The following is a 13702-nucleotide window of genomic DNA, read 5'->3' as shown; positions in this document are numbered from 1 at the left end:
AGCTCCTTCGACCGACACCGACGACGGTAACAGGGTAGGGCGGTCTGACCAGCGGCGTAGAGCCTTCGCTGCGACGGGAGTTCAGCACGGATGCAGCACCCGGGCCATTCCGGCCAGGTCTGAGCGAGGTGCACCCGCCGCCCTGGACAGCGGCGGTGCTGCACCGCGAGTGCGACACCACGGCAGCCCGCTGTCCGACGCAGCTCGGCAGTCTGCTCAGCACGGAGCTCCACCGCTCCGCAGGCAGACGAGAGGAGTGGTCACACGATGACCGAAGTGAAGGCACAACAGCACGGTTCGGACGACTGGTCCGAACGGCAGATCGCCTACTACCGCGATCGAGCCGACGAGTACGACGGCACGTACAGCGACCGCATGAGCATGCCGCGGCTCGCAAAGGCCCTTGACGCGCTACCGGTCAGCGGTGACGTCCTGGAACTCGCCTGCGGCACGGGCCAGTGGACCAAGTTGCTCCTCCCCCAGGCCCACAGCCTGACCGCGCTGGACGCGGCACCGGAGATGCTCCGCCGAGCCCGCGACCGCATGCGGGGCGCCGCGACCCGTTTTATCGAAGCGGACATCTTCGGCTGGGAGCCGGACCGCCAGTACGACACGGTGTTCTTCGCCTTCTGGCTCAGCCATGTCCCGCCGGTCGAGATGGAGCCGTTCTGGGACCTGCTTCGGCGGGCGCTGGCGCCGGGCGGCCGCGTGGTGTTCCTCGATGACTCGTCGGTGAAGGCGGAGATCGAGGAACAGGTGGACGAGGCGCCGGTACCGACCGTGCGTCGCACCCTCTCCGACGGTTCCCGCCACGTCGCCGTAAAGGTGCTCCGAGACCCCGCAGACCTCACCTCCCAGCTGGATGGTCTGGGTTGGGATGCCCGCGTCGAGACGATCGACGCGTTCCATCTGTCCGGTGTGGCCCGCCCCAGGGAGGGCGCGTGATCCCGGTCAACGGATACGCGGCCCGGCCCAGCGTCCGCGCCGGCGAGGTGGTGCGCCTGCACATCGCCACCACCGCTCCCCACGTACACGTTGACTTCTACCGCTGGGGAGCCACACCGCAGCATGCGGGACACGGCGAGTGGCCCGGCCGTGCCGCGTCCTCCGGACGTTTCGACGCCGACTGGCGGTGGCCCACGTACGAGTTTCTCGTACCCCCGGAGTGGCGGTCCGGCGTCTACATCGCGGTCTTGGGCACGGAGCGCGCGTCCGGTACTCCGCCGCTGGATGCCAGGGAGGGGCGCATCCTCTTGGTCGTCACTCCCTCCGCGCCCTCCGGCCGCGGGATCCTGTACAAGATCCCGACGTTCACCTACCAGGCGTACAACACGGCGGGCGGCGGCTGCCTCTACAGCGCCTCCCAGGTCACGACGCGCCGTCCCGGGGGCGGTGTCGGCGGGCCGGTGAAGGGCCTGCCGGACGCGTACGACCCGTCGTCCCCCCGGCAGACGTTCGCTCATTGGGACGCCCACTTCATCGCTTGGATGGAACGGAACTGGGTCGAGGCCGACTACTGCACCGACCTGGATCTCCACGAGGGCCTGTTCCTGCGTGACGGCTACCGTCTCCTGGTCTCCGCCGGTCACGACGAATACTGGAGCACCGACCTCCGCCACCACGTGACCGCCTTCCGGGACGCCGGCGGCCACATCGCCAACTTCGGCGCCAACACCTGCTGGTGGCGCGTCGGCGTCACTCCGGACGGGGCGGGGTTGTCCTGTGACAAGTTCCCGCCCGGCGCTCCCGCCGGTACCGATCCGGACAGCTCGTACGGCTGCCCGGACCACTGGTGGGAGTTAGAGCCGGAGAACGCGCTCCTGGGCGTGAGCTACCGCAACGGCGGCGGTCACTGGGACGGCACCCGAGCTTGCCGGGGCTTCATCGTCACGGACCCCGGGCACTGGGTGTTCTCCGGCACAGGGCTGAGTGCCGGAGACAGCCTCGGGCACGACGGGGCGCTGATCGGCTACGAATGCGATGGCGCGGCCTACGAGTACGACGCCGCCGGCCGGCCGCGTCCCACCGGGCAGGACGGAACGCCGAAGGACTTCGAGATCCTCGGCATCGCCGAGCTCCCCCCGGACTGGAACTTCGCCGCCCGTGAGCCGATGTCCAGCCCCCGGGCCGCCACCCTCGGCGTCTTCACAGCGGGCGGCACGGTCTTCACTGCCGCCACCACCGACTGGGCCCGCCTCCTGGCCACAGACCCCCAGGTCTCCGCGGTCACCCACAACGTCATCACCCGGCTCTCCTGACCGAAGAAAAGGAATCCTCATGTCCGGAAACGGCAACGAACAGCCGCTCAACGTGATCATCGGCGTGAACGGCATCGGCATGGGACACACGGTCCGGCAGAGCGCGATCGCCCAGTACCTCCGCGACCGCGGGCACCAGGTTCGGATCATCACCAACGGCTCCGGTCGGATCGCGTACTTCCGGGACCTCGGCTTCCCCGCCTGGGACGGATGGATGCCGACGCTCCTCGCACGCGACGACCGGATCCACGCTCGCGACGCCGTGCGCGCGAACATCCGCCAGGTGCCCGGAGGTCTCCGCCGACACCTCCAGCTGCGTCGGCTCGTCCGAAGCAGCGGTGCTCCGGATGTGTTCATCACCGACTACGAGCCCAACACCCCGCGCCTCGCCTACCACTTCGGCCGACCGCTCATCTCCATCGACCAACAGAGCAAGTACCGGCACCTGGACCTTCCCGTCGTCGACCGGTACGCCCGTACGGCCGAAGAGCAGCGACTGCGGTACTTCGCCCCCCGCGTCGACCGGTCCTTCATCTGCTCCTACATCCCACTGGGCACCGAGGACCAAAGAGTCGAGTTCATCGCCCCGGTCATTCCCGATCTCATCAGATCGGCACCGGTCACCACCGAGCCCCTCGTCACGGCCTACTTCTCCCGCTACTTCGACCACGGCCCGGAGGAATCCGTCCGCGAACTGGCCTCGATCTTCCGCCAGTCCGTACCGGACCGAACGCTGCGGATCTACACGCAGCCGACGGAGTTGAGGTCCCTGCGCGGGTACGCCGACGCCCGTGTGGAGATCCGCGCCTTCGACCGCGAGGCATTCATCGCGGACATGGCTCGCTCCGAGGCCGTGGTCTCCAACGCCGGCTTCAACCTGATCAGCGAGGCACTCGTCCTCGGCAAACCGGTCCACCTCATCCCGTTACCCACCTATGACCAGCACTGGTGCGCGAAGGTCACCGACGAGGCCGGACTGGGAACCGCGGCCCCGCGCATCGAACGGCGGGCTGTCCTCGAATTCCTCGCGCGCGGTCGGGCACTCAGCGACAACGTCGTACGCCACCGGGACCTGTACCTCTCGGCTGACCCCCGGGAGCGGATCGCCTCGTACCTGGAGAGCCTGCCAACGGTCGACCGGCTGATACCCGCTCCGGTCGCGGGGTAGCTGGACATGTCGGCTCCCCTGGCTCCCTCGTACGTGGCGACCGCAACGGTCGTAGCCGCCGTCGTGGCGCGCTACCGCCTCGGTGTCTCCCCGGCTGTACGGGCCCTCGCCCGTCACCCCACGCCCCTGGCCGTGAGCGCGGCCGTCGCGGTCATCGCCCCTCTGGCGCTCCGGACGTCGCCCCTTCCCGGGCCGCTGCGTTGGTTCGTCGTCTTCGTGATCGCCTTACTGACCTGGCGCGGCGTGACAAGCGACTACGACGTCACGCTGCCCATCGGTCCCCAGCGTCGGGACAAGCTGCTCCTCTTGTTCCTCGCCCTCGCCTCGATCGTCTGGGCTGCCACCCTGCCGGCGTGGATCGCCGTGTTCTGCGGCAGGCTGCGCGGGTGGCAGCACCACGCGATGATGCCGGTGCGCCTGCTGAAGGCGTACCTCGCCTGGTTCGTCGTGACCGCGGTCCTCGCCCCTCCTCCCTCCGACTCCACGGCCGGTCTGGTGCTGGTACTCGGCTGCGTCTCGCTGTCGCACTACGTCAAGCCAGCCTGGAGCAAGGCCCGTCTGGGACCGCATCCCTGGTCGTGGGCCCGGGACAATCGCACGCACTACCTCATGGCCTCGGCGTACTCCTGGGGCTGGGCACGCTTCCTCCCGTCCGAGAAGGTGTCTCAGCTCCTGCGCCGGGCGCGGGTCGTGGACCGCCCCGTCAACATCCTCACGATGGTCGTGGAGGCCGCCGGGCTGGTTGCCTTCCTCGACCGCTGGCTGCTGATCGCGGTCCTGGTGGCGACCGCACTCTTCAACCTCGCCGTCGCCCTCGCCTCCGGCATCCTCTTCTGGGAGAACATCGCCGCCAACATCGGACTCGCGACGGTCGTCGGGCTGCTCCCCGACACGGGGTACAACACGGCCTTCGGGTGGCCCGCCGCACTGGTCGCGCTCACCGTGATCCTGCTCAGCACCGCCGACCTGCTGTGGCAGCCCTGGCATCTGGGGTGGTGGGACTCGCCCTTCACCGCCCGGGTCCACTGGCAGGTGGAGACCGTCTCCGGCGCGACGCGAGGTCTCTACAACGACTACATGTGCCCGTACGAGCGCGAGTTCGGTCGCGTCGAGGGCTACTTCCTGACGGACGAGCCCGTCCTCCACGGACACCTCGGAATCGTCTGGGACCGGCGGATTCGCGATCTCCTCGTCCAGGCCGGCCGGGACCCGGACCAGCTGCACGCGCTCAAGCAGACGTACGGCCGAACGCACAAGGACGAGGAACGGTCGGCCGAGCACGTCGCCTTCCTGACCACCATGTTCAACCGGCTCAACGCCGATGCTCGGAAGAGCCCCCTGCCCCGGTGGCTACGTCACCTCAAGGCGCCCGGGGGCCAGCTCTACCGATGGGGCGATCTGCCCGCCTACCGCGGCAAGGAACCCGTCCGCCGCATCACCATCCGCTACGAGGAGCGCTGCTACCTCCCCGAGACCGGCGACTTCGTCCTGCTCGCCGATCGCGTCGTACGGGAGATCGACCTCAGCGCTCCGATGACCGACCTGGAGGACTGACTCTCATGCGCAAGATCTTCGTCGACTGCGGCGCCAACCTCGGAATCGTGCTGAAGCGCTTCATGCACGAGCTCCCGGACCACGACTTCTACGCCTTCGAGCCCAACGCGACCCTGCTCCCCTCCATCACGGCGAACGTGGAGCAGGCCCAGCACGCCGGCCTGGTCGAGGTCTCCCCCAGTGCGGTGTGGACCGAGGACGGCACAATCGACCTCTTCCTCGGCCACCACGAGAGCTCCACAGTGATGCCCGGCAAGCGGGTACCGCCCGTGTACGACCAGCAGATCGACTACAGCTCCCCCGTCGCCGTCCCGGCGGTGGACTTCAGCGCCTGGCTCCGCCAGACCGCCACGCCGGAGGACCACGTCGTCGTGAAGATGGACATCGAGGGCGCCGAGTACCCCGTGCTCAGGAAGCTGCTCGCCGACGGGACGATCGACCTCGTCTCCGTCCTCTACGTCGAGTGGCACCACGACCGCTTCCCTGCCATGAGCCAGGCCGAGCACGACGAGGTCGCCGCCGCCGTCTCCGCACGCGTCGACGTCCGCCACTGGGACTGACCGGAGTGAGGGGACACGACGCCATGAACACCCAGCACATCTACCTGATCAAGCACGGCGAGACGGAGGAGAACCTCCAGGGCATCCACCAGGGCCGCGCGGTCGGCGGCCGGCTCAGCGAGCGCGGGCGCGCCGACATTGGGTGGGTCGGTGCCTGCCTCGCGGCGGCCGGGGTCGCCGTGGATCAGATGCTCGTCAGCCCGATGTCCCGTTGTCGGGAGTCGGCCGAGCTTCTCGCCGCCGCGCTCGCCCCGGCCGATGTCCGCGTCGACGAGCGTCTGGCCGCCAAGGACAGCGGTCACCTCGGGGGCCGGCCCAGGGAACTCGCCGCCGCCGAGGCCGCGCGCCACGGTGTGCCGATCCACCGGCTCCGCACGCCGGGCGGGGAGTCGTCGGAGGACGTCCAGGCCCGCTACGTGGATCTCTGGGACGAGCTCTGCTCCGGGGCGCGGCGAACCACCGTCCTCGTCGGGCACGGTGGCGGCATCGCCTGCCTGCTGCTGTGGCTCACCGGGAACGGCTTCGACCGGTACCTCCAGCACGTGCCCGGGTCCGCCGGGGTCACGTGCGTGGAGATCGGCGGCCCGTCTCCGCGCGTGCGGCTCATGAATGTCTCACCCGCGGACCTACCCGTCCTCCTCAACCCCCGTACCGCCCGATGAAGGTCGGGACGGTACGGGCGCGGGGATGCCCGTCAGGCTTCCGGGGCGCCGCCGAAGCGCTCACGGTAGGACTCCAGGTCCTCCTCCGTGATCTTCGCGAAGAGCACGGGCGGCACGGTGAACGCGGTGCCGGCCGGGACGGTGTCCAGGGACTTGGCCTGCTCGGCGGTCACCCAGGTCGCGGTGTCGTTCTCCAGGGCGAAGGCCCCGCGCATGGCGGCGGCCGTGGCCGGGATGAACGGCTCGGAGACGACCGCATACAGGTGGATCAGGTTCATCGCGGTACGGAGCGTCAGCGCGGCGCCGTCGGCGTCGGTCTTGATCTCCAGCCAGGGGGCCTTCTCCTCCAGGTAGGAGTTGCCCGCGGACCACAGCGCGCGCAGCGCGGCCGCGGCCTTGCGGAACTGGAGCGCCTCCATGTGCTCCTCGTACTCGGCCAGCAGGCGCGCGATCTCCTCGCCCAGCTTCGCCTCCGCCTCGCCGGCCGCGCTCCCGGCCGGGACCTCGTCGCCGAACCGCTTCCGGGAGAAGGACAGCACGCGGTTGACGAAGTTGCCGAGGGTGTCCGCCAGGTCCTTGTTGACCGTGGCTGTGAAGTGCTCCCAGGTGAACGACGAGTCGTCCGACTCGGGGGCGTTAGCGATCAGGAAGTAGCGCCAGTAGTCCCCGGGCAGGATCTCCAGGGCCGCGTCGGTGAAGATGCCTCGCTTCTGAGAGGTGGAGAACTTCCCGCCGTAGTACGTCAGCCAGTTGAAGCCCTTGACGAGGTCGACCTTCTTCCACGGCTCGCGCACGCCGAGCTCGGTGGCCGGGAACATCACCGTGTGGAAGGGGACGTTGTCCTTCGCCATGAACTGCGTGTACCGGACGGTGTCGTCGGCCTCGTACCACCACGACTTCCAGTCACGGGTCTCACCGTCGGAGGCGGCGTCCGCCCACTCCTTCGTCGCACCGATGTACTCGATCGGGGCGTCGAACCAGACGTAGAAGACCTTGCCCTCGGCCGCGAGCTCCGGCCAGGTGTCGGCCGGCACCGGGACACCCCAGTCGAGGTCGCGGGTGATGGCGCGGTCGTTCAGGCCCTCGGTCAGCCACTTGCGGGCGATGGACGTGGACAGGTGCGGCCACTCGCCGCTGACGGTGGCGATCCACTCCTGTACCTCGTGCTGGAGCTTGGACTGCAGCAGGAAGAGGTGCTTGGTCTCGCGGACCTCCAGGTCCGTGGAACCGCTGATCGCCGAGCGCGGGTCGATCAGGTCGGTCGGGTCGAGCACGCGGGTGCAGTTCTCGCACTGGTCGCCACGGGCCTTGTCGTAGCCGCAGTGCGGGCAGGTGCCCTCGACGTACCGGTCCGGCAGGAAGCGGCCGTCGACAGGCGAGTACACCTGGCGGATCGCCCGCTCCTCGATGAAGCCGTTCTCGTTCAGCTTCCGCGCGAAGTGCTGGGTGATCTCGACGTTCTGCTGCGAGGAGCTGCGCCCGAAGTGGTCGAAGGCCAGCTCGAACCCGTCGTACACGGCCTTCTGTGCGTCGTGCGCCTGTGCGCAGAACTCGGCAACCGTCAGCCCGGCCTCCTTGGCGGCCAGCTCGGCCGGCGTGCCGTGCTCGTCTGTGGCGCAGATGTAAAGGACGTCGTGACCGCGCTGGCGGAGGTACCTGGAGTACACGTCCGCCGGAAGCATCGACCCGACCATGTTGCCCAGGTGCTTGATCCCGTTGATGTAGGGAAGCGCGCTGGTTACCAGGTGTCGAGCCATCCTTGGATGCTCCATTTCGTACGTACGGCGCCGGTGGCGATGCCACGGCGGGCCCAGGTCGGGAGGCCGCAGCCGACGCGATCACTCCGATCGCACGCCAGCATCACGCATGGTGACGAAACGGGGCTGCAAGCCACGGCCATCGTATCGAACCGGGGGTTTGGCCAGCCCACGGGTTTTCCGGCCTCCCCGGACTACCCACGAACAGCACTCGGCCGTCCGAGACAGGCGGCCAAGCAAGTCTCGTACGGCCGAGGCGCTCCCCATCTTACGGCCACCGCTGACCGCGAATCCCTCACCACAAGCACGTCCCCGCTCCCCCGAGCCCAGACTTCAGCGAGGTGGACCACATGCTCCGGAATCACGAACCCCATCGACTCCGCGTGGTCGTCGTGGGGCAGGGATACGTCGGCCTCCCGCTGGCCGTGCGAGCCGCCGAGGTAGGGCACCACGTCGTCGGCCTCGACGTGGACGCCGGGCGGATCAAGAGACTCATGCTCGGCGAGTCGCACGTCGAGGACATCTCGGACAGGCGGCTGGCGCCCCTCCTCGCCGCCGGCGTCTACACGCCGACCGTCGACCCGGCCGACTGCGCCGGGTTCGACGTGGCGGTCGTCACCGTCCCGACGCCGCTACGCGACGGCGCGCCGGACCTGTCGCACGTCGAGGACGCGGCGCGGACGCTGGGCCTCCACCTGACCCGCGGAGCGACGGTCGTCCTGGAATCGACCACGTACCCCGGGACGACCGAGGAGGTGTTCCGCCCGCTGCTCGAGCGCGGCTCCGGGCTGACCGCCGGCCGGGACTTCCGCCTCGGCTACAGCCCCGAGCGCATCGACCCCGGGAACCCCAGCTGGAGGCTGGAGAACACGCCCAAGGTCGTCTCGGGCATCATCCCGTCTTCCTTGAAGTCGGTCCGTGACTTCTACGCATCCCTGGTAGACACCGTCGTCCCCGTGGCCAGCTGCAAGGTGGCGGAGCTGACCAAGCTCCTCGAGAACACCTTCCGACACGTGAACATCGCCCTCGCCAACGAGCTGGCAATCTTCGCCCACGACTTGGGCATCGATGTTTGGGCGGCCATCGACGCGGCGTCCACCAAACCGTTCGGGTTCATGCGCTTCACCCCCGGCCCTGGGGTCGGAGGCCACTGCCTGCCCGTCGACCCGTCGTACCTGTCGTGGCGGGTAGAACGGACCCTGGGGCAGAACTTCCGTTTCGTCGAGCTGGCGAACGACGTCAACAACCACATGCCCGACTACGTGGTGCGGCGTCTCGTGGCGGGCCTCAACGAGCGCGGGAAGCCGCTCAAGGGCTCCCGGATCCTGCTGCTCGGTGTGGCGTACAAGGCCAACACCGGGGACGCCCGTGAGACGCCGGCGGCCCGCATCGCCGAACTCCTCACCGGTATGGGCGCCAAGGTCCAGGCCGCCGACCCCCACGTCCTGGACGACGCCCACCCCCGCGCCGCCGGCCTGGAAGGTCTCCAGCGGGTCGACGCAACACCCGGCCGTCTCGCGACGGCCGACGCCGTAGTCCTACTCGCGGACCACGACGCTTTCGACTACCCCCTGATCAGCGCCCACTCCCCGTACATACTCGACTGCCGCCGCCGGCTCTCCGGTGCCCACGTCGACTCTCTCTGAAGGGAAGCAACGTGAAGATAGTGATCACTGGCGGCGCCGGATTCATCGGCGGCAACCTTGCCCGTGCTCTGACCGAGCTGCCTCAGGTCACCCAGCTCCGGGTCGTCGACAACCTCTCCACCGGGGACAAGGCGAACCTCGCCGGCCTCGATGTGGACTTCTTCGAAGGAGACGTCCAGAACGCCGCGCTCCTCGACCAAGCGTTCCGCGGTGCCGACGCCGTCGTCCACCTGGCCGCCCTCCCCTCTGTGCCACGCTCCCTGCGTGACCCCCTGGCCAGCCATCACGCCAACGCGACCGGCACGCTCCAGGTTCTGGAAGCCGCCCGCCGCGCCGGCGGCCCGCACGTGATCGCCGCGTCCTCGTCCTCCGTCTACGGCGCCAACCCCCAGCTGCCGAAGCACGAGAACCTCGTCTCCGCCCCCATGAGCCCGTACGCGGTCACCAAGCTCACGACGGAGGCGTACCTGGGCGCCTACCACCACAGCTTCGACCTGCCGGTCCTCCCCTTCCGCTTCTTCAACGTCTACGGCCCCGGCCAGCGCGCCGACCACGCCTACGCCGCCGTCATCCCAAAGTGGATCAGCGCCACCCTCACCGGCCAGCCGGTGACCATCCACGGCGACGGCACCCAGACACGCGACTTCACGTACGTGGGCACGGTCTGCAACGTCCTCACCGACGCCCTCCTCCGCCGGGTCGTGGACCCCCGCCCAGTGAATCTGGCCTTCGGTAGCCGTACCTCGCTTCTGGACCTGGTCCAGGAGATCGAGGCGGCGACAGGGCTCCCCGCGTGCCGGGAACGCGTGCCGGTCCGTGTCGGCGATGTCCCCCACTCGCAGGCCGACAGCCAGCGGCTGCGAACTCTCTTCCCGGAAGTCGCCTCTGCGACGCTTCAGGAAGGGATACCGGCCACAGTCGAGTGGTTGCGTCGGCGGCCTACCGCGTCATAGCCGTGGGCTGATTCGTAGCGTGCGAGCGAACGTGAAGCCCCGGGTGCGGCCCGGGGCTTCACGTTCGCTCGGAGACATACAGAAGTCAAAGGCGAAGCTGGACGACGCCGGCGATGGCGTCATGCAGCTCCTGTACGTTCTCCAACGTCCAGGCCCTTCGCGGCGGCACTCCTCCAGTCTTGATGGCGAAGGCGGCATGTCGCTGTCTGAGCCTGGCCCAGCCGGTCCCAGGCTCAGGCCGGCCTGGTCGAAGCCGGCGGTCGCCAGGTCCTGCTCGCGTAGCCGCGTGACGTCGACATCCGGTTTCGTCTCGTACCCCTCGGACTGGATGTCGAGCTCCCACCTCCCCCGGACTGTCATGGGTTCCCGAAGCAGCCGGCGACCTGGTGGATGCGGATCAGGCCGCACGTAGAAAGTGCAGCTCGCTCTCGACCTGGCGAACCTTGCCTGAACAGTCTTCGAGCAGCGACGGTGTGCCCGCATGGGCACCATTGTGGCTTTACATCCCAAGGCGACACGGGTCGTCAAATCTTCCCGTGCCCAGGAATTTGGCGCGGCCGGAAACATCGACTACAACACCACCCACACCGAAAACACATGGCCAACGGCCATGGGAGCAGAGATGGGTGAACAGGTTGGCTCAAATAATTGACAACGGCTCTGCCGTGTCCGGCAAGCGTTGGACCGTCCGCTACAGGGAGCCGGGCGGACGCACCGGGCGTCAGCGGGAGAAGTCGTTCTCCCGGAAGAAGGACGCGGTCGACTTCGCCACCAAGGTGGAAGGCGACAAGCGCGAGAACATCTACGTCGACCCCGACGCCGGCAAGGTGTCGCTCCGCCGGTACGCGGACGACTGGCTCGCAAAGAAGACCGCTTCCGCCGGCACCCTCGAGTCGTATGAGCGCATCGTCCGCCTCCACGTGGTCCCTCACCTGGGGAGCAAGATGATCTCGCAGGTCACCGCGGCGGACATCGAGGGCCTGTACGCACGTTGGCGCCGGGATGGGGCGGCCCTCAACACCATCGAGTCCCGGCACATAGCCCTCTCGGCGCTGTTCTCCCACGCTGTGCGCCACAGGCGGATTCCCGTGAATCCCATGACGCAGGCCGAGAAGCTGGAGAACCCTGTCATTCCTGTCGACGACAGGAAGCTTCCCAGCTTTGACGAGATAACCGCCATCGCCAAGGCGATCGGGCCTCGACTGTCTCCGGCGATATGGCTCATGACGTGTTGCGGACTTCGTATAGGGGAATCTCTGGGAGTCTTCCCGGAGGACATGCGCGACGGCACTCTGCGAATCCGGCGGCAGGTGATTCGTTACAAGGGCGCCTCCGGAAAGTACACGCCGAAATACGCCCCGCTGAAGCATCGGAAAGAGGGCGAGTGGCGGGACATACCCGTGCCTTCTTCCCTTGAGCCATTCATCGACCGGCTTCCGATCCGCAATGCGAGCGGCGGAATGCCGTATCCCGATCTTCTGCGCAAGTCGTGGGACCGTGCCATCAGGCGGCTCGATCTGCCCGCATACAACCCGCACGACTTGCGTCACAAATGGACCACCGTGGCCCTGACGAACGGAGTGTCCATTCACGAGGTGTCTCGCTGGCTCGGACATCGTTCGATCAAGGTCACGGTGGACCGGTACGGCCACCTCACGCAGGACGGGCAGGAGCGCTGCCGTCAGGTCGTCGAGACGACCGTCGGGCCGCACATGCTCACACCAGGCCGAGCGACCGCAGTGCGCGGTGCTGACTTGGTGCTGACTTGACCGGCCAGTAGATGTAGCAGACCCCGCCCGAACCACCCCTGACCTTGCCGTTCGCGTCGTAGCGCTTGGTGCGCAGCCAGATGTTCTCCCATTCTCGGCGCCGGTAGACCCGGCGGACGGCCTCGTTGTCCGGTGAGGCCGGGTCGTTGGCGATCACGTCACCGTCCGCGGTGAACCCGATCACGGTCATCAGGTGGCCGGACGTCCCGTATCCGGCGCCGGTCAGTTCCTCCTTGATGAAGGACTGCGACGTGATGACCGGGATGCCCACCCGGATCAGGTCCTCCACGTCCGTGAGCGAACCGAGCCTGGTCACCGCGGCGCCCATGTCGTCGTAGGTCGCGGCGTAGGCGGCGTTGAACGGCCAGTTGCCGCAGCCCTCGTACTGGTAGTCGTACGTGAACCGGGCGGCGTGGCAGACCTGTGGGTCGGCCAGACCGGGCTCGACCCAGGCGAGGTCCTCGGAGGTGGGGCGGCGGCCCCAGTACTCGATGATCATCTGCGAGGACGTGGGGCTGCACCACGCCTCGCCCCCGTTGTCGTACTCCGGGTACTGCCCCGCGTGGATGTTCTGCGAGTAGCGCGGCACCGGCAGTTCCCCGACGAGACCGGGAACGCTGGCGGGCACGGTGAAGCGGTCCGGGACGTCGGACGCCATGGTGCCGAGCCGCCACACGGTGGGCGTTCCGCGGGTGCCCGGAGTGCGGTGGAGGGTCAGCCGCATGCGGTGGGCGGCCAGCCGCAGCCCGCTCGCCGGCTCGTCCACCGAGAAGGTGTCGGTCCAGACGGAACTCCTGCCGTCGCCCTGGTCGTCGACGGAGGTCCTGCGGATGTCGCCGTCGCCGGAGGCCCAGCGACCCATCACGTACCACGGCGTCCAGGTGCCGTCCGAGTAGCGGCCCTGGAGCTCGACCTGGATCCAGGTGCCCTCGGGAGTGTGCGCGTTCCAGGAGGCGATCACCTCGGTCGCCGGGACGGCCGACCGGTGGAGCGGCGAGGTCCAGGTCGCGTACTCCCAGGTGGAGGTCCGCCCGGTGTGCGGGTCGGTGTAGTCGGTGCGCCCCTCGGGGCGGCCGATCACCAGACCGGGGCGGCGGCCCGCGACGGCCCGGGTACCGGCGCAAAAGCCGCCGCGCCAGTCGGTGTACGTGTGCCAGGACTGGTTGTCCACGGAAGAAGCGGCTGCCGAGGGGGTCGAGGGAACGGTGGACGAAGCGGTGGCGGCGTGCGCCGAGGCGGCGGAGGGCACCGTACCGGCGGCGGCCACCGCGAGCGCGGCGGTCAGCACGGTCCTGCGCGAGGTCGGTCTGTTCATGGGCGAGACCCCCGGTCATGAACTCGTGGGCGGAATGCGGTTACGGGTGTGCGACAGTGC

At 68.6% G+C, this 13702-nt stretch carries 12 protein-coding genes; 10 read left to right on the top strand and 2 right to left on the bottom strand.

Translation table 11 applies throughout. The annotated features are described in order from the left end of the window. Positions 1–267 precede the first annotated feature (267 nt). Genes ACFYY6_RS30600 through ACFYY6_RS30575 form a run of 6 tightly spaced genes read left to right on the top strand, consistent with a single transcriptional unit; the run spans position 268 to position 6202 of the window. On the top strand, positions 268–945 hold the full coding sequence (locus tag ACFYY6_RS30600) for a class I SAM-dependent methyltransferase (protein WP_389196643.1): 678 nt from the start codon (positions 268–270) through the stop codon (positions 943–945). Continuing rightward, positions 942–2258, top strand: a complete 1317-nt coding sequence (locus ACFYY6_RS30595; RefSeq protein WP_389196641.1) for a N,N-dimethylformamidase beta subunit family domain-containing protein — start codon at positions 942–944, stop codon at positions 2256–2258. The genes ACFYY6_RS30600 and ACFYY6_RS30595 overlap by 4 nt, the downstream gene beginning before the upstream one ends. Positions 2259–2277: 19 nt before the next feature. Further along, a complete protein-coding gene (locus ACFYY6_RS30590) occupies positions 2278–3426 on the top strand; it encodes a glycosyltransferase family protein (protein WP_389196639.1) in 1149 nt (382 codons plus the stop codon). Between the two features lie 6 nt (positions 3427–3432). Continuing rightward, complete coding sequence (locus tag ACFYY6_RS30585) at positions 3433–4980, top strand: hypothetical protein (RefSeq protein ID WP_389196637.1); 1548 nt, start codon at positions 3433–3435, stop codon at positions 4978–4980. 5 nt (positions 4981–4985) lie between these two features. Next, on the top strand, positions 4986–5540 hold the full coding sequence (locus ACFYY6_RS30580) for an FkbM family methyltransferase (RefSeq protein WP_389196635.1): 555 nt from the start codon (positions 4986–4988) through the stop codon (positions 5538–5540). Positions 5541–5563: 23 nt separating this feature from the next. Then, positions 5564–6202, top strand: a complete 639-nt coding sequence (locus ACFYY6_RS30575) for a histidine phosphatase family protein (protein WP_389196633.1) — start codon at positions 5564–5566, stop codon at positions 6200–6202. Between the two features lie 32 nt (positions 6203–6234). Here ACFYY6_RS30575 and metG read toward each other — a convergent pair whose 3' ends face one another. Next, positions 6235–7959 (bottom strand): methionine--tRNA ligase, encoded by a 1725-nt coding sequence (gene metG, locus ACFYY6_RS30570; RefSeq protein ID WP_389196631.1) that lies wholly within the window; start codon positions 7957–7959, stop codon positions 6235–6237. A gap of 350 nt (positions 7960–8309) precedes the next feature. Between metG and ACFYY6_RS30565 the strand changes: the two genes are divergently transcribed. The 4 genes from ACFYY6_RS30565 to ACFYY6_RS30550 all read left to right on the top strand — a co-directional run bounded on the left by ACFYY6_RS30565 (position 8310) and on the right by ACFYY6_RS30550 (position 12327). After that, positions 8310–9605, top strand: coding sequence for a nucleotide sugar dehydrogenase (locus tag ACFYY6_RS30565; protein ID WP_389196629.1), 1296 nt, complete (start codon positions 8310–8312; stop codon positions 9603–9605). Between the two features lie 11 nt (positions 9606–9616). Next, complete coding sequence (locus ACFYY6_RS30560) at positions 9617–10558, top strand: NAD-dependent epimerase/dehydratase family protein (RefSeq protein WP_389196627.1); 942 nt, start codon at positions 9617–9619, stop codon at positions 10556–10558. Between the two features lie 481 nt (positions 10559–11039). After that, on the top strand, positions 11040–11210 hold the full coding sequence (locus tag ACFYY6_RS30555) for a hypothetical protein (protein ID WP_389196625.1): 171 nt from the start codon (positions 11040–11042) through the stop codon (positions 11208–11210). Positions 11211–11223: 13 nt separating this feature from the next. Beyond that, complete coding sequence (locus tag ACFYY6_RS30550) at positions 11224–12327, top strand: tyrosine-type recombinase/integrase (RefSeq protein WP_389196623.1); 1104 nt, start codon at positions 11224–11226, stop codon at positions 12325–12327. Here the strand turns inward: ACFYY6_RS30550 and ACFYY6_RS30545 are convergent. Continuing rightward, positions 12275–13642 (bottom strand): peptidase C39 family protein, encoded by a 1368-nt coding sequence (locus ACFYY6_RS30545; protein ID WP_389196621.1) that lies wholly within the window; start codon positions 13640–13642, stop codon positions 12275–12277. The two genes, ACFYY6_RS30550 and ACFYY6_RS30545, sit on opposite strands and share 53 nt — an antisense overlap. Between the last annotated feature and the right edge of the window lie 60 nt (positions 13643–13702).

The sequence above is a fragment of the Streptomyces sp. NPDC001750 genome, assembly GCF_042892615.1.
GTDB lineage: Bacteria > Actinomycetota > Actinomycetes > Streptomycetales > Streptomycetaceae > Streptomyces.
Note: the sequence above shows the minus strand (reverse complement) of the source record. Positions and strands in the feature narration are given on the sequence as shown.